17 protein-coding genes are annotated in these 15,521 nt (G+C 59.8%); 9 read left to right on the top strand and 8 right to left on the bottom strand.

Translation table 11 applies throughout. The annotated features are described in order from the left end of the window. Nucleotides 1-18 precede the first annotated feature (18 nt). Together ACYZT3_RS28720 and rsd are read left to right on the top strand one after the other, a co-directional pair. Nucleotides 19-570, top strand: coding sequence for a disulfide bond formation protein B (locus tag ACYZT3_RS28720; RefSeq protein ID WP_282376158.1), 552 nt, complete (start codon nucleotides 19-21; stop codon nucleotides 568-570). A 178-nt stretch (nucleotides 571-748) separates the two neighbouring features. Beyond that, nucleotides 749-1,207, top strand: coding sequence for a sigma D regulator (gene rsd / locus ACYZT3_RS28715; protein WP_282376157.1), 459 nt, complete (start codon nucleotides 749-751; stop codon nucleotides 1,205-1,207). Nucleotides 1,208-1,269: 62 nt separating this feature from the next. On the opposite strand, the gene ACYZT3_RS28710 is transcribed toward rsd, so the two are convergent. Then, nucleotides 1,270-1,935, bottom strand: a complete 666-nt coding sequence (locus tag ACYZT3_RS28710; protein ID WP_282376156.1) for an FKBP-type peptidyl-prolyl cis-trans isomerase — start codon at nucleotides 1,933-1,935, stop codon at nucleotides 1,270-1,272. Between the two features lie 192 nt (nucleotides 1,936-2,127). On the opposite strand from ACYZT3_RS28710, the gene ACYZT3_RS28705 reads away from it, so the two are divergent. Then, nucleotides 2,128-3,078, top strand: coding sequence for an AlgP family protein (locus ACYZT3_RS28705; RefSeq protein WP_282376155.1), 951 nt, complete (start codon nucleotides 2,128-2,130; stop codon nucleotides 3,076-3,078). Here ACYZT3_RS28705 and ACYZT3_RS28700 read toward each other — a convergent pair. Next, a complete protein-coding gene (locus tag ACYZT3_RS28700; protein WP_462031237.1) occupies nucleotides 3,075-3,539 on the bottom strand; it encodes a TIGR02444 family protein in 465 nt (154 codons plus the stop codon). The genes ACYZT3_RS28705 and ACYZT3_RS28700 overlap by 4 nt on opposite strands. A 50-nt stretch (nucleotides 3,540-3,589) precedes the next feature. Here ACYZT3_RS28700 and ACYZT3_RS28695 point away from each other — a divergent pair, with 50 nt between their 5' ends. The 3 genes from ACYZT3_RS28695 to ACYZT3_RS28685 all read left to right on the top strand — a co-directional run bounded on the left by ACYZT3_RS28695 (nucleotide 3,590) and on the right by ACYZT3_RS28685 (nucleotide 6,829). Beyond that, a complete protein-coding gene (locus tag ACYZT3_RS28695; protein WP_282376153.1) occupies nucleotides 3,590-5,500 on the top strand; it encodes an ATP-binding cassette domain-containing protein in 1,911 nt (636 codons plus the stop codon). Then, complete coding sequence (locus tag ACYZT3_RS28690) at nucleotides 5,500-6,081, top strand: mechanosensitive ion channel domain-containing protein (RefSeq protein WP_462031236.1); 582 nt, start codon at nucleotides 5,500-5,502, stop codon at nucleotides 6,079-6,081. The genes ACYZT3_RS28695 and ACYZT3_RS28690 overlap by 1 nt, the downstream gene beginning before the upstream one ends. Before the next feature lie 115 nt (nucleotides 6,082-6,196). Beyond that, nucleotides 6,197-6,829 carry a LysE family transporter gene (locus ACYZT3_RS28685; RefSeq protein WP_462031235.1) on the top strand — a complete coding sequence of 211 codons (633 nt, stop codon included), beginning with the start codon at nucleotides 6,197-6,199 and terminating at the stop codon, nucleotides 6,827-6,829. Between the two features lie 97 nt (nucleotides 6,830-6,926). Here ACYZT3_RS28685 and ACYZT3_RS28680 read toward each other — a convergent pair whose 3' ends face one another. From ACYZT3_RS28680 to ACYZT3_RS28665, 4 genes are read right to left on the bottom strand one after another with little or no spacing between them, the layout of a single operon-like run. Further along, complete coding sequence (locus ACYZT3_RS28680; RefSeq protein ID WP_282376150.1) at nucleotides 6,927-7,670, bottom strand: penicillin-binding protein activator LpoB; 744 nt, start codon at nucleotides 7,668-7,670, stop codon at nucleotides 6,927-6,929. A gap of 3 nt (nucleotides 7,671-7,673) precedes the next feature. Next, nucleotides 7,674-8,261 (bottom strand): penicillin-binding protein activator LpoB, encoded by a 588-nt coding sequence (gene lpoB, locus ACYZT3_RS28675; protein WP_282376149.1) that lies wholly within the window; start codon nucleotides 8,259-8,261, stop codon nucleotides 7,674-7,676. A gap of 39 nt (nucleotides 8,262-8,300) precedes the next feature. Continuing rightward, nucleotides 8,301-8,672 (bottom strand): YcfL family protein, encoded by a 372-nt coding sequence (locus tag ACYZT3_RS28670; RefSeq protein ID WP_462031234.1) that lies wholly within the window; start codon nucleotides 8,670-8,672, stop codon nucleotides 8,301-8,303. Nucleotides 8,673-8,687: 15 nt separating this feature from the next. Further along, a complete protein-coding gene (locus tag ACYZT3_RS28665) occupies nucleotides 8,688-10,082 on the bottom strand; it encodes a COG3014 family protein (RefSeq protein WP_462031233.1) in 1,395 nt (464 codons plus the stop codon). 330 nt (nucleotides 10,083-10,412) lie between these two features. On the opposite strand from ACYZT3_RS28665, the gene ACYZT3_RS28660 reads away from it, so the two are divergent. Together ACYZT3_RS28660 and ACYZT3_RS28655 are read left to right on the top strand one after the other, a co-directional pair. Then, nucleotides 10,413-12,311 carry an FTR1 family protein gene (locus ACYZT3_RS28660; RefSeq protein ID WP_462031232.1) on the top strand — a complete coding sequence of 633 codons (1,899 nt, stop codon included), beginning with the start codon at nucleotides 10,413-10,415 and terminating at the stop codon, nucleotides 12,309-12,311. Between the two features lie 29 nt (nucleotides 12,312-12,340). Continuing rightward, on the top strand, nucleotides 12,341-12,796 hold the full coding sequence (locus tag ACYZT3_RS28655; protein ID WP_282376144.1) for a YaiI/YqxD family protein: 456 nt from the start codon (nucleotides 12,341-12,343) through the stop codon (nucleotides 12,794-12,796). A 34-nt stretch (nucleotides 12,797-12,830) separates the two neighbouring features. Here the strand turns inward: ACYZT3_RS28655 and elbB are convergent, their stop codons facing one another. Then, nucleotides 12,831-13,499 carry an isoprenoid biosynthesis glyoxalase ElbB gene (gene elbB / locus ACYZT3_RS28650; protein WP_462031231.1) on the bottom strand — a complete coding sequence of 223 codons (669 nt, stop codon included), beginning with the start codon at nucleotides 13,497-13,499 and terminating at the stop codon, nucleotides 12,831-12,833. Between the two features lie 115 nt (nucleotides 13,500-13,614). On the opposite strand from elbB, the gene ACYZT3_RS28645 reads away from it, so the two are divergent. Further along, a complete protein-coding gene (locus tag ACYZT3_RS28645) occupies nucleotides 13,615-14,850 on the top strand; it encodes a sterol desaturase family protein (protein WP_462031230.1) in 1,236 nt (411 codons plus the stop codon). Here ACYZT3_RS28645 and ACYZT3_RS28640 read toward each other — a convergent pair. Then, nucleotides 14,831-15,454 carry a DedA family protein gene (locus ACYZT3_RS28640; protein WP_282376140.1) on the bottom strand — a complete coding sequence of 208 codons (624 nt, stop codon included), beginning with the start codon at nucleotides 15,452-15,454 and terminating at the stop codon, nucleotides 14,831-14,833. The two genes, ACYZT3_RS28645 and ACYZT3_RS28640, sit on opposite strands and share 20 nt — an antisense overlap. Nucleotides 15,455-15,521 lie beyond the last annotated feature (67 nt).

Genomic DNA, 15,521 nt, shown 5'->3' with positions numbered 1-15,521 from the left:
TACTGTTACGGAAATGCCATGTCTTTGGCCTGCTCACGCTCCTTGTTTTTCATGGCTTTCATTGCAGGTGCCCTGGCCCTGGGCGTGTCCTATTACCTGGAATATGCGGTCGGCCTCAAGCCCTGCGGGTTGTGCCTGTTGCAGCGGTTTTCCCTCGCGTTACTCACGGGGATCTGCCTGATGGCTTCGGTGCATGGGCCGGGCCGCTTCGGGTCTTTTCTGTATTGGATGCTCGGTCTGCTTTGCAGTCTGGCGGGAACGGTCACGGCGTGGCGGCAGGTATTGCTGCAGAGCGATCCAATGCATCAGCTGTTGACGTGCTCACCCAGTCTGGCTGTTCAGTACGAGGACCTGCCCTGGTTCTGTCAGGTCACGCAGATGTTTAAAGGGGAGGCAGAGTGCGCGGAAATTTCCTGGACACTGTTCGATCTGAGCATTCCTGAGTGGAGTCTGCTGCTCTTCATGGCGATGACGGTTTTAGGTATTTATCAGGTGCTGCGTCTTGTCTGGAAAGCCTGTCAGCGACCGCTCAGCGGCGAGTTGTCACACCGGGCGCTGGCGGGTGATTAAACACTTGTATGAACTTTATCTCCTGCGTACCTTGAAGCCATTGTCGCGCGGGCATAATCTGGCCCGCACGTGTCATTGGAATTATGTTGCTCGAATGACGCTCTGCCTGGCCGATACTTGACCTTCAAGTGTGCGACGGGTGTAGGGCAGCATGACCCACAAGGGAAGAGAGATCACCATGCTCGAAAGTTGTCAGAATGCTCAAGAACGCTGGGGTGGAGTGCATCTGCTGATCGATCGCTGGTTGCAGGAGCGTCACGAACTGGTTCGGGCCTATGATGCTCTCGGCGCCAAGCCTGAGACTCTGAGCGAGAACCGCAAGCCGTTGCAGGAGTTCTGCGGCGTGCTGGTCGATTACGTGTCTGCCGGGCACTTCGAGATCTACGAACAGTTGACGGGGGAGGCCAAGGCCTTCAACGACAAGCGTGGTCTGGAGTTGGCCGAGACAATTTACCCGCGCATCGACGTCATCACCGAGAAGCTGCTCGCGTTCAACGACCTGTGTGATGCAGGTCAATGCGTGGCAGAGAAATTCAAAGAGCTGGGTGGCCTGTTGCACGAACGCTTCGAACTGGAAGACTGCCTGATCGAAGTGCTGCACACCGCTCACAAGGAAGAAGATTCGGTTCAGGCCTGAACCCCTTCCTGCAAGACCTCCAAAAACGGTGCGCTATGCGCGCCGTTTTTCGTTGCCGGTATTCAGCTTGTGGCACCGCGCAATTCGACTTCGAATACCAGCGGTGTAAACGGCGCAATCAGGTCGCCGGCACCCTCGGCGCCATAGGCTTCGGCCGATGGAATCACCAGACGCCATTTCGCGCCGACCGGCATTTGCTGCAACGCGCTGCGCCATCCGCTGATCACGCTGTCGAGACCGAACCACTGCGGCTGACTGTTCTGATCGAACACCGTGCCGTCGGGAAGGCGACCGATATACAGCACTTGGACTTTGCCGTTGGGGCCGGCTTTGGCACCAGTGCCCGGCGCCAACTCCGTTAGCAAAATTCCATCGGTCAGCTCGCGAACGCCCGGTTTGGCTTTTTCCTCGTCGAGAAACGCCCGCTCTTTTTGGAGAGCGATTTCGCTTTGTGGCAGGGTTGGTTGCAAGGCGACCTGGGCTTCGTGCTCGGCAAGAATCTGTTCGATCTGCTCATCTTTCAGCGTCAGGGGTTTGCCTTGATAGGCTTGTTGCAAACCTTCGATCAGCGCCTGAAGTTGCAGATCGGGAACCTCCTGGCGCAGGCGTTCGCCGAGGCTTGCGCCCAAGCTGTAAGAGAGATCGTGAGTGTCATCTCCTTTGGGTTTTTCGGCGGCCTGAGCCACGGAAAAAAACACGCACAGTGATAAAAAAAGGTAGCGCGACATGGGCATTCTCCGACCTGAGATGCGCAGGATTATGCCAGTGTGAATGCGCTCAACGGTGAACTGGTTTTGCGCAGGTGAAGAAGAATTTCAATCCGTTGCAACACAGCGCTTTGGATACTGTCAACATGCCCTAGCGGCGGTAGCAGCAGAGGTCTAGTATGAGCCGCACCCACGTCAGCCAGGAGGTAAACCATGTCGGCCACCAAGAAGCCAGTAAATACTCCGTTGCACTTACTCCAACAACTCTCGGGCAGCTTGCTCGAGCATCTGGAAAACGCTTGTTCCCAAGCCTTGGCTGATGCTGAAAAACTGCTCGCCAAACTGGAAAAGCAGCGCGGAAAAGCGCAGGAAAAATTGCACAAGTCCCGTACCAAATTGCAGGACGCTGCGGCGGCCGGCAAGGCCAAGGCACAAACCAAAGCCAAGGGAGCGGCGAAGGAGCTTGAGGACCTGCTTGATGCCCTCAAGGATCGTCAATCGGAAACTCGCAGCTACATTCTGCAACTCAAGCGCGATGCTCAAGAAAGCCTGAAATTGGCCCAAGGCGTCGGTCGTGTACAAGAGGCTGTCGGCAAGGCGTTGTCCCTGCGTTCGGCCAAGCCTGCTGCGGCTCCTGCCAAGAAAGCCGCTGCCAAACCGGCTGCTGCAAAAGCACCGGTCAAGTCTGCTGCGGCTCCTGTCAAGAAAGCTGCGGCTGCCAAAGCACCGGTGAAAGCCGCAGCAAAACCAGCAGCGAGAAACGCAGTCGCTGCCAGCGCTGCGAAACCGGCTGCTAAAACGACGGCTGCCAAGCCTGCCGCCGCCAAATCTGGTGCTGCAAGAACGGCCGCTGCAAAACCAGCTGCAAAAACGGCCGCTAAACCCGCAGCAAGACCAGCAGCCAAAACTGCAGCGGCGAAACCTGCTGCCAAGCCGGCCGCCAAATCTGTCGCGACTAAAACCGCTGCAAAACCTGCTGCGAGAACCGCGGCCAAACCCGCTGTAAAAGCAGCGGCCAAGCCGGCCGCTAAACCAGTTGCCAAACCGGCCACCGCCAAACCCGCTGCAACGCCTGCTCCATCAGCAACCACCTCGACAGCCACGCCGGCGTCAACACCGGCAACCGCTTCGAGTGCAGCAACCACCCCAACCAGCGCTTCCTAAGTGCCGGATACCGCGACGCGCAGCTGATGCAGCGCGTCGCGGTCCAGGTGGACGGCGCCTGCCGTCACACCGTCCAGCCAGGCCGATAGATCGGTGGCCTCACCTTGCGGCCAACTCTGTGCCGATCGCTCCAGCCGCAACAACAGATGCCGTTCGGCATCGAGCTCCAACGCCTTCACTTGTCCGCGCAACGTAGTCAGCTCGGCATCCTCAGTCGCGGCCGCTTTCCATTGCATGCGCAATGCTCGCAGCGGTTGAACGACATCGGTATCCCAGGGCACGGCCACATCACGAAGTTGCTGCAATCGTTGCTCGTTACAGGCAACTCCCCGCTGCCCCAGCCACAATCCGCCGAGCAGCAAGCACACATTCACGCCCGCCGACTGTAATCGCAGGCATGCGCGTTCAACGCCGGGACGGGCGTAAGTGCAAAGGGAAAAGCTCCACAGGTCAGAGGACATAGTGCTACTCGCGCCAGTTGCGAGCGAAGCTGGTAGACTCCGCCGCCATTATGATTCGACTTCAGAACCTGACTTTACAGCGTGGCCCGCAACGTCTGCTAGAAGACGCCGAGCTGACCCTGCACGCCGGCCACAAAGCCGGCCTCATCGGTGCCAACGGCGCCGGCAAATCGAGCCTGTTCGCCTTGCTTCTGGGTGACCTGCACCCGGACTCGGGTGATTGCTTCTTGCCGGCGGACTGGCGCATCGCCCACATGCGCCAGGAGATCGACACCCTCGATCGCGTGGCGGTCGACTATGTGCTCGATGGTGACCTGCGACTGCGCGAGGTGCAACGCGATCTCGCCGCAGCCGAAGCGGCCCATGACGGTGCCGCCCAGGCCCGCCTGCACTCCGAGCTCGACAGCGCCGACGGTTACACCGCCGACGCCCGAGCGCGCAAGTTGCTGGCGGGGCTTGGGTTCACCAACGAGCAAATGGATCGCCAGGTAGGAGATTTCTCTGGTGGTTGGCGGATGCGTCTGAACTTGGCGCAGGCTTTGATGTGCCCCTCGGACCTTCTGCTACTCGACGAACCGACAAACCACTTGGATCTCGACGCCATCATCTGGCTCGAAGAATGGCTCAAAAGCTATCCCGGCACCTTGATGCTGATTTCCCACGACCGGGACTTCCTCGATGCCGTGGTCGATCACGTGGCCCACGTCGATCAGCGCAAGATCACCCTGTATCGCGGTGGTTATAGCGCCTTCGAACGCGCCCGTGCCGAACGTCTGGCCCAGCAACAGCAGGCCTACGAGAAGCAACAGGTGCAACGTGCGCACATGGAAAGCTACATCGCCCGCTTCAAGGCCCAGGCCACCAAGGCCCGTCAGGCCCAGAGCCGGATCAAGGCCCTGGAGCGGATGGAAGAACTGTCCGCCGCCCACGTTGATTCGCCGTTCGATTTCGTCTTCCGCGAATCGGTGAAGATCTCCAGCCCGCTGATTGACCTGTCTGATGCTCGGCTGGGTTATGGCGACAAAGCCGTGCTGGAAAAGGTCAAGCTGCAACTGACCCCCGGTGCACGGATCGGTTTGCTCGGCCCGAACGGTGCCGGTAAATCCACCCTGATCAAAAACCTCGCCGGTGAACTCGAGCCGTTGTCCGGTCGATTGACCCGTGGCGAGAACACCGTCGTCGGTTACTTCGCCCAGCATCAGCTGGATTCGCTCGACTCCAAGGCCAGCCCGTTGCTGCATATGCAGCGCCTGGCGCCGACCGAGCGCGAGCAGACCCTGCGCGACTTCCTCGGCGGGTTCGACTTCCGTGGCGCGCGGATCGATGAGCCGGTGTTGAATTTCTCCGGTGGCGAGAAGGCTCGTCTGGCGCTGGCGTTAATCGCCTGGGGCCGGCCGAACTTGCTGCTGCTCGACGAACCGACCAACCACCTGGACCTGGAAATGCGCCTGGCGCTGACCATGGCGCTTCAGGAGTTCAGCGGTGCGGTACTGGTGGTCTCCCACGATCGCCATTTGCTTAAAAGCACCACCGACAATTTTTACCTGGTGGCAGACGGCAAGGTCGAGGAATTCGACGGCGATCTGGAAGACTACACCCGTTGGCTGGTGGACTACCGTCAGCGCAATGCGCCCGTCAGCAACACCCCGGTAAACCCGGACAAGACCGACAAGAAGGCCCAGCGCCAGGCCGCCGCTGCGTTGCGTCAGCAACTGGCGCCGCACAAGCGCGAGGCCGACAAGCTCGAAGCCGAGCTGGGCAAGCTGCACGAGAAACTGGCGAAGATCGATACCAGCCTCGGCGACAGCGACATTTACGAACCGGCGCGCAAAAACGAATTGCGTGATCTGTTAGCCGAACAGGCCAAGCTGAAGGTACGTGAAGCCGAGCTGGAAGAAGCCTGGATGGAAGCACTGGAATTGCTCGAAAGCATGCAGGCGGAGCTGGAGGCGCTGTCCTGATGGAAGCCTTCAAGCTGCCATTGCCTGCCGTGTGGATTGAGCCGATCTTGCTCTTTGTGCAAGTCCTGCTGATTCTGTTGGCGGGCTATGTCACCCAGCGCTGCGTCGCCAAGTGCCTGACTCGCCTGGGTGAGCGGTATCCGTTTCCACCGCAATTGCTGATGCCGCTGCGCGGTGGTCTGCGCTGGCTGATCATGGGCAGTGCGCTGATCTTCGTACTGGAACGCCTGGGGGTGTCGGCGACGGTGCTCTGGACGGCGTTGTCCGGGTTTGTCGCGGTAGCGGCGGTGGCGTTCTTCGCGATGTGGAGCGTGCTCTCCAATCTGCTGTGCGCGATCCTGATCTTCACCGTCGGCCCCTTCCGCCTCGGCGACGTGGTCGAGTTGGTGGACACCACCGACAAGCCTGGCGTCAAAGGCCGGGTAGTGGCGATCAATCTGCTCTACACCACGCTGATCGAAGCCGAAGAACTCGGCACCGGCAGCGCGATGGTGCAAGTGCCCAACAGCCTGTTCTTCCAGCGCTCGGTTCGACGCTGGCGCGGCAACGATGTATTCCCTTCCAGCAGTTTCGAAAAGTAGCCGAAATGCCGACCACGCTGGTCGGCAGCTGTACTGTCCTGCAAAAAATCGGTAGTCATCGGCCCAACGCCGCATTAGCTTAGACATCTGTCACGAGTCTGAGTCGAGGTGTGCGATGGTGCTTCAAACATGGCTGGCGTTTTTTGCCGCCTGCTGGGTGATCAGCCTGTCCCCCGGTGCCGGCGCCATTGCGTCGATGTCCAGCGGTCTGCGATACGGTTTCTGGCGCGGTTATTGGAACGCCCTGGGCCTGCAACTGGGTCTGGCGTTACAGATTGCGATTGTCGCCGCCGGTGTCGGTGCGATCCTTGCGGCGTCGGCCAGCGCTTTCTACGCGATCAAATGGTTTGGCGTGGCCTATCTGGTTTACCTGGCGGTCAAGCAATGGCGCGCGCTGCCCAATGACATGAGCGACGACGCGGCAGTCCGGCAAATTGGCAAGCCGATGGCACTGGTGTTCCGGGGTTTTCTGGTGAACGTCAGCAACCCCAAGGCGTTGGTGTTCATGCTCGCGGTGCTGCCGCAATTCATTGATCCGCAGGCACCGCTGGTGGCGCAGTACCTGATCCTCGGTGTGACCATGATCTGCGTCGACCTGATCGTCATGGCCGGTTACACCGGGCTGGCTTCCAGGGTGTTGCGCCTGTTGCGTACGCCCAAACAGCAAAAACGCATGAACCGCACCTTTGCCGGGCTGTTCATTGGTGCGGCGGCATTCATGGCGACCCTTCGCAAAGCGGCGGTGTAAAACCGCCAGACACAAAAAAGGCGACCTCTACAGGTCGCCTTATCGTTCCCACGCTCTGCGTGGGAATGCCTCAACGGACGCTCCGCGTTCGGCACTATCAGCGCAGAATGACCGGCGCTGTGTCCGCTGGCAGGTGATTGCGCAGCGGGGCTTGGCCCGGCTGTTCGTAACCGCCGCCACCGAGCTGTTGGCTCAGTTGCCCCGCCACGTCTTCCCCTAAGGACTTGGACACGTCACGCACCACCCGCGGGCGGTTCAGCGAGACACGGATGTCCCGATGGTTCATCAGTTTGGTGTCCTGACCTTCGCCCATCGCCGTGAAGGCCGAAGTGATTTCGAAGGTCTTGGTGTTGATCAGGCTGAAATCCGCCACCAGGGTCAACGCCAGCACCGCCGAGTAGCTGTCGGTGTTGGCGAGCTCGTTGATGTCGTTGTTGAAGTCGATGTCCGACACGGTGCCGAACAACACGTAGTCGGCACCTTTGAAGTTGCCGGCCTTGATCCGCTTGATCACGTCATAGACGTCACCCTTGGACGCCGATGTATAAGGCGTGCCCTGGACCAGCTGGAACATGCCGGTACGAAGAATCTCGCCTTTGATGTCGCCGGTGAATTTGCGCAATTCACCTTGTTCGATGTAGCTGCTGGTGGCTTCGATTTCGTTGTAACTCGAAGACCCGCTGGCGCCGTAGTAACTTTGGCTGTGGCTGCTCTGCGCCGAAACAATGTGGATGTACTCTTCCACGCGCTCCTGGTACGCCAGGTCCGTCACCGCGACTTTCGGGGCCGCTTGCACGCTGAACGCGCAAGCCAGGGCCATCATGCCAATCCATGCGCGCATTGATTAACGCTCCGTGGTCTTGCGGATTTCTTTCTCGTCCATCCACTCGGCCAGACCGCTTTCAACGTCAATCAGTTGCAGGCTGAATTTGTAGAAGACGTCCTTGTAGTCGCTGCTGCGCTTGACGATCGAGCTGATCGAACCTTCGATACGGTATTTGGCGGCGATCATGTTGCCGGTCTTGGCCACGGTGTTCTTCTTGTACAGACCGCTCTGGTTTTGCAGCTTGAGCTGGTCGACCTGGCTCTGCATGGCGGTGTTGTCGCTGGCGAAACGGGCGGTGCCGGTCTTCATCAGCTGGGTCTTGATGCTGGTGGTGATTTCACGCGTGTCGATGTACTCGCTGGTCTTGTTCTTCACGTCGTAGACCTGAACCACCGGACGGCCCTGCAGGATGCCGGACTGGGCCAGGGAGCGGGTCATGGATTCAGCGATCATCTGCAGGTCGGTGGAACCGAACTCGTTGGTCACGGTTTCCACAGCCTTGGTGTCGCCGTAGCTGATGCTTTTGCTGCCCAGCGTTGGCGAAGTGTTGGCGCAACCGCTGGCCAGAAGGGCGATAACGGCAATGAACGAAAAGCGTGCAAACATGGGAATGCTCTCTAGAACTGAACGAATAGGGTGTCGGGCTTAAGGCGTTTTGATTTCCAGACGAAAATCCACGGCTTTGGCGGTTGGCGCGATCGCCTGAATGAAGCGGGTCTGCTCGCCGTACATCATCTGGCTTTTCCAGGTTTCTTCTTCGGCGACGGGGAAGCCTTCAGGACCGAGCCAGGCAAAACGGTAGTAGAAGGTCTTGTTGTTGAAGCTGGTGTTGCTCAGCTGCGCATTGACCGTCATGAAACCGTTTTCCCGGGCGACGCGCAGGGCGCCGACCACGATGTTCTTGAGTTTGCCCATGGCCACGACCTTGCTGGCGGCGCTGCCAGGTTCCGGCGGTGGCGGGGTGGCGCACCCGGCCAGCAAGGCCAGGGCGACGACAGCGATGAGTTTGAAACGCATGCAAAGACTCCGTTCTTAAGGTTTGAGGCTGGCCACGGCGGTCGGGTTGGCGCTCGGGATCACGTGCGCGGCCAGGCCGCTGGCGAACACCTGATTGCCCACGGCGCGCAGGCTGATGACCTGGTAACGCTGATCGACGGTGACCTTGACCACCGAACCGCCCACGGCGCTCGGCAGGATGACTTGGTGCTCACCTTTCTTCAGGCGCAGACGCACCACTTGGGTGTTGTCCGGCAGGGTGCGCCACGTACGGGTATCGGCACCTTCGAGCACGGCTGAAGTGATACCGACTGCCAGGCCCGCCAGCGGGTTGGTGTCGTTGATCTGCTTCTGCGCCACGCCTTTGGTCACGGCACGCACGGTGGTGCGCAGGATGATGCCCGGCATGTCATCACGCAGGGCGCGGCGGGACATGGCGGTGGTGCTGTTGAGTTGGGTCAGGTTCAGTTGCTGACCGTCCACGCCAATCTGGGTGAGCGTGGCGGTGGAGGTGTCCGGCTTGATGATCGGGAACGACAGCGGGGTGATCACCAGATTGCCGCTGATTGGCAGAGGCAGGGGCACGCGGATCGAGTCCCGGGAGGGCGCCAGACCACTTTGCACGACGATCAGAATGTCGCTTTCCTCTCCCTTGCCACTTGGCTTGTCGAGATTCACCAGCGCCTGTTCCAGCAACGGGGTGTTCGGGCGCAGTTCGACGGCTTTACGATAGCCCGGTGCGGCCAGGTCTTTTTCACCCAGGGCTTCGTAGACGAAGCCGGCCAGGTAGTGGCTGAACGCACTCTGGTAGCTGTTTTTCAGGCTGACTACTTCCGGTGCGTCGAGGCTGGCGACCGGGTAACCCTGCAAATCCTTGTACTGGGTTTTGACGCCTTCTTTCTCGGCTTGCTCTTCGCTCTTGAGGTATTCCTTGTCGCGCAGGTCGGCGATCACGGCTTCCCGTTCGTGGGTCTTTTTGATCGACAGGCGCGCGCCGTCAAAGTCGTTGACCGCCAGCAGGTTGAGGGCCATCTGCGTGGTTAGCATGACTTTTTCGTAATCGTAGCCTTCGTAGCGACGGACTTTGTCGTTCACCAGGAAACTGCCGAACTGGGCGAGGTACTTGGCGGTATCAAGCTTGACCGAGTCTTCCCACTTGCCCACCACTTGATCGGCACGGGTCCAGGCGTTCTGGCTGCCGGACAAATCGCCTTTGGCGCGCAGCAGTTCACCTTTCTCGAAGTAATAGAGCAGGTCCTTGTCTACGCCGGTGTTGTTCTTTTCCAGCAAGGTCAGCGCGGCGTCGACATTGCCGGCCGCCAGTTGCTGGTTGGTTTGCGCAAGTTCGCTATCGTAGTTGCGAAAGGCGGAACAACCGGAGAGCAAGGTGACGGCGCTGAGCGCGATCGTGGTAAGGGCGCGGGATGCCATGGCGGGTACTTCTTCCCTGAATGTAAGCAGCCACAAATGCTGGTCGGGCTGATAAGACCTACTGGCGGGGATGTTGGCCTCCTGCCAATTCCTCATAACAAGAGGAGCTTAAATGCCGAATCGCAATAACGAGGGCGCGGCATTATAAACAGGGATGCTGGCCATGTAATGGCTTTTTAGCCGCGCGTTTTCACGGAATGCCACTATGGCTCGGAAACGCGAACCCAAGGCGCCGATCACCACCCGTGCCGCCAATGCATAACAAAGCTTGAGTGAAAGTGATTGGAAGTGAACAATGTGTTACTTCGTATTTCCAATTGAGATTCATTCATGACTGCCCCGTCTCGTTTCCTGGCCTGGCTGATGTTGCCGCTGTTTGCCTTGTGCAGTTTCAATCTGTTGGCTGACACCGTGGAAGGCGCGCCGCAAGCGCTGCATTTGCTCGATTACATCGGCGCGGATTACCCGCAAACGGTGCACGCGGGCAAGGTCATTGATGAGTCCGAATACCGAGAGCAGCTGGAATTTATCAAGGTACTGCAAGGCTTGATCGCCGCGATGCCGGCCAAACCGGAAAAAAATGGACTGGAGCAGGGCGTCAGCACGTTGCGCAACGCGATCGCTGCGCGTCAGGACGGCGCGGATGTCGGTCGCCAGGCGCGGCAACTCGGCGCCAGGCTGGCCGTGGCCTATGAGGTCAGCCAGGCACCGATCATTACGCCGGATCCTTCCCGTGGTGCGCCGCTGTACGCTCAGCATTGTTCGGTTTGCCACGGTGACGCGGGTGCCGGGGATGGTCCGGCGGGTGTCGGTCTGACGCCGCCGCCGGCCAATCTGCGTGATGCGACGCGGCTGGATCACCTGAGCCTCTACGCGATCTACAGCACCTTGGGCCTCGGTGTCGAAGGCACCGACATGCCGGCCTTCGCCGATCAGCTGGACGATCGTCAGCGTTGGGATCTGGCGACTTATATCGCCAGCTTCAGCGCCGACCCGGCTGCTGCAAAATCCGAAAAGACCTACAACATCGCCGACCTGGCCCGTCAGACTCCCGCAGAAGTGCAGGTCGCCGAGGGGCCGCAAGCGGCGGCGACCTTCCGTGCGCAGCGGGCGCAACCGCCGCAGGTCAAGCGTGGCCCGGCGCAATTGCTCGACTACACCGCAGCGACCCTGGACAAGAGCATGGCGGCCTACCGTGCCGGCGATCACGATCAGGCCTATGACCTGTCGGTGGCGGCTTATCTGGAGGGTTTCGAACTGGTCGAAAGCTCGCTGGATAACGTCGACGCCAACGTGCGCAAAGATACTGAAAAATCGCTGATGGCATACCGTCAGTCGTTGCAGGATGGTTTGCCGGTGGTCCAGGCCCAGCAGCGTCTGGACGCGGCCAAGGCCAAGTTGAAGGAATCCGCCGGCCTGCTGGGCAGCGATGGCTTAAGTGGGTCCCTGAGCTACATTTCCGGTTTGTTGATTCTGTTGCGCGAAGGCCTGGAAGCGATTCTGGTGCTGGCAGCGATCCTCGCGTTCCTGCGCAATACCGGCCAGCAATCGGCGGTGCGCAGCGTCAACGTCGGTTGGGGGCTGGCGCTGCTGGCGGGTCTGGCGACCTGGGCGCTGGCGGCGTACGTGATCGATGTCAGCGGTTCGCAGCGCGAATTGCTGGAAGGTGCAACGGCGTTGTTTGCCGCTGTCATGGTGCTCTGGCTCGGCGTGTGGATGCACGATCGTCGTCACGCGGCGGCCTGGCAGGATTACATCAAGAGCAGCCTGGTGGGCGGCGGTGGGCGTTTCGGGTTTGCGACGCTGGCGTTCTTCTCGGTGTATCGCGAGCTGTTTGAAGTGATTTTGTTCTACGAGACCCTGTGGCTGCAGGCCGGTCCAGCGGGTCATAACGCGGTGTTGGCGGGTGGTGCGACGGCGTTGGTGTTGCTGGTCGGCCTGGCCTGGGTGATTCTGCGTGGCTCGGCGAAACTGCCGCTGTCGCTGTTTTTCAGCATCAACGCCGGTTTGCTGTGCGCGCTGTCGGTGGTGTTTGCCGGGCACGGCGTGAAGGCGTTGCAGGAAGCCGGGATTTTCGGCACCCGACCGGTGCCGTTCTTTGACTTCGACTGGCTGGGCATCCACGCTGATGCGTATTCGCTGAGTGCTCAGGTCGTGGCGATCATGGCGATCATCGTGCTGTACAGTCGCAGCCGGATGGCCGAGAAGCGGCGGGTGCCGGCTTCCTGAGCGAGTGATCCTTTAAAAGGAAAAACACAATGCGTGTCTGGATCGATGCCGACGCCTGCCCTCGGGCGGCCAAGGATCTGGTAGTGAAGTTCGCTCTCAAGCGCCAGTTCGAAGTGGTGTTGGTGGCTGGACAGCCGCAGATCAAGCCGGGTTTGGCCCTGGTGAAACTGATCGTGGTGCCGAGTGGTCCGGATGCCGCCGACGACTACCTGGTGGAATACGCGGTACCCGGCGAATTGGTGATCTGCAGCGATGTGCCGCTGGCCGACCGTCTGGTGAAAAAGGGCGTTGCGGCGCTGGATCCACGGGGCAAAGAGTTCGATGCGCAGAACATGGGCGATCGGTTGGCGGTGCGTAACCTGTTCACCGATCTACGTGAACAGGGGCAGATGAGCGGCGGGCCAGCGCCGTTTGGCGAGCGCGAGAAGCAAGCGTTTGCCAATGCGCTGGACCGGATTCTCACGCGGTTATCCCGTTCACAATGATCGTTCCCACGCGGAGCGTGGGAACGATCAGGTCTCAGGCGTCGTTTTCGTGGGTCAATTCCAGAACACGGTCGACCAGTTTGTTGATACCCGAAGCCGCTTCACTGATGCTCTGCGCCAGCATGTACGCCGGGGTGCTCACCAGTTTGCGCGCTTTGTCTTCAACGATGTCAGTGACCGCGCAGTCTGTGTGTGTAGCGCCCATTTTATTCATGGTGGCTGCTGTGTCGGCGTCGTTGCCGATGGTGCAGGTCACCCCCGGTCCATAGATCTTCGCCGCCAGTGCAGGCGAAATGCAGATCAAACCGACCGGTTTGCCCGCTTCGGCGAATGCTTCGGCCAGGGCCAGGACGTCCGGTTGCACGGTGCAGCCGGCGCCTTCGATGGCAAAGTTCGACAGATTCTTGGCCGCCCCGAAACCACCAGGCACGATCAGCGCGTCGAAGTCTTCGGCGTTCGCTTCACGGATATCCTTGATGTTGCCCCTTGCGATCCGCGCCGATTCCACCAGTACGTTGCGCGACTCGGGCATTTCTGCGCCGGTCAGATGGTTGATCACATTTAACTGCGCGATGTTCGGTGCGAAACACTGCACCAGAGCCCCCCGCTGGTCCAGACGCAGCAGGGTGATCACGCTTTCGTGGATCTCGGCGCCGTCGTACACGCCACAGCCGGATAGGATCACTGCAATTTTTTTGCTCATGGGCTTTTCTCCAGATTCATGGCGTTAAATGTCCACTAATTTGTCACTCGTTGCCATAGGGTTAATTCGCGGCTACACCTAGCATCTGTCCTTAAGATTCCGATCGGGGCGCGTCATGGACTTCATTCTGTATGCGGTGCCGTTTTTCTTTGTGCTGATTGCCGTCGAACTGCTGGCCGACCGTTGGCGCGGGGTGAGCAATTATCGCGTGGCCGACGCGATCAACAGCATCAGCACCGGTGTGTTGTCGACCACCACTGGCCTGTTGACCAAAGGTGTCGGGCTGGTGACCTATGGCTTTGCCCTTGAGCATCTGGCGCTTTTAGAACTCTCGGCCGACAGCGTTTGGGTCTGGCTATTCGCTTTCGTCCTCTACGACTACTGCTACTACTGGCTGCACCGCATGGGCCACGAACGCAACATCCTCTGGGCGGCGCATTCGGTGCACCACCAGAGCGAGGACTACAACCTTTCCACGGCGCTGCGCCAGACCAGTACGGGCTTCCTGTTGAGCTGGATTTTCTACCTGCCGATGGCGGTGCTCGGCGTGCCGCTGCTGGTGTTCGTCAGCGTCGCCGCGCTGAACTTGCTGTACCAATTCTGGGTGCATACCCAACACATTCCCAAGCTCGGCTGGTTCGAGTGGTTCTTCGTCACGCCGTCCAATCATCGGGCTCACCATGCACAGAACGCTCTCTACATGGATCGCAACTACGGCGGGGTGTTCATTATTTGGGACCGTCTATTTGGCTCGTTCCAGGAAGAGGACGACAACGAACCGGTGATTTTCGGCGTGACTACGCCGCTGGCGAGCTGGAACCCGTTGTGGGCGAACGTGCAGTTCTACGCGCAGCTGTGGGATGACGCGCGGCGTGCGCAAAGCAACTGGGACACGCTGCGTATCTGGTTCATGCGCACCGGTTGGCGGCCGGCGGACGTGGCGGCCAAGTACCCGATGAACAAGCCGGATCTGAGTCAGTTCCGTAAATTCGAGGTGCCGCTGGACGGACGTCAGCAGCTTTACGTCGTGTTGCAGTTTTGCATCTACATCGCGCTGGGCAGTTATTTGATGAACCTGGAGCAGCGTTTGCCAACCGCCGCGCTGGTGCTCGGCTGGAGCGCCGTGGCGCTGGGTTTGTTTACGTTGGGCGTGGCCCTGGAGAATCGCCCGTGGACGCTGAAGCTGGAACTGCTGCGCCTGGCGTCGAATGTGCCGCTGGTGTGGCTGGCGCCGGTCGTTGGGCTGTGGCCGGCCAGCGCGGTGGGCTGGGTCGGCTTGCTCAGTTACAGCCTGCTCAGCGGGATCGGTCTCTACTGTTGCAGAAACCGTTTCACTCGGCTGGCGTCTTAGTCTCGTTAGACTTGGCCAACTCGGCCTGCTCGTCGGCGTAGATCTTCTTCGCCAGACGGGCATTCTTGAAGCGTCGGCGCAACCACAGGCAAAAGCCCAGTATCAACAGGGCGCCAAGCACCCACAGTTCGTACTTCTTGACGCTGCCGAGCATGCCCTCGAGCACCGCGCCGAAGTGATAAGCAGCAGCAGCCAGTGCGACGGCCCAGATCGCTGCACCAATCCCGTTGAGCAGCAGATAACGTCCCGGCGGATAGCCCGACAGGCCGATCGCTACCGGCATCACCGTGCGCAAGCCATAGACAAAGCGGAAGCTCAGCACCCAGATGTCCGGGTGCCTGCGGATATGTTCCAGCGCCCGGTCGCCCATCAATTGCCAGCGCGGTTTGCGCGCCAGCAACTTGCGGCCGTGCTTGCGCCCCAGGAAATACCACAGCTGATCACCGGCATAACTGCCGAGGAACGCCACGATCATGACCACTTTGAGGTCCATGTATCCGCGGAACGCGAGGAAGCCTGCGAGAACCAGAATGGTTTCGCCTTCGAAAAACGTGCCAAGAAAGAGGGCGAAGTAGCCGAATTCCTGAAGAAATTGTTGGAGCATTGTCTGGATGCTGGCGAAATGAACGCGCAGCCTAACCCTTCGGGCACATTCATGAAAGTGTCCAAAT

It is taken from the genome of Pseudomonas sp. MDT1-16 (assembly GCF_054898115.1).
Note: the sequence above shows the minus strand (reverse complement) of the source record. Positions and strands in the feature narration are given on the sequence as shown.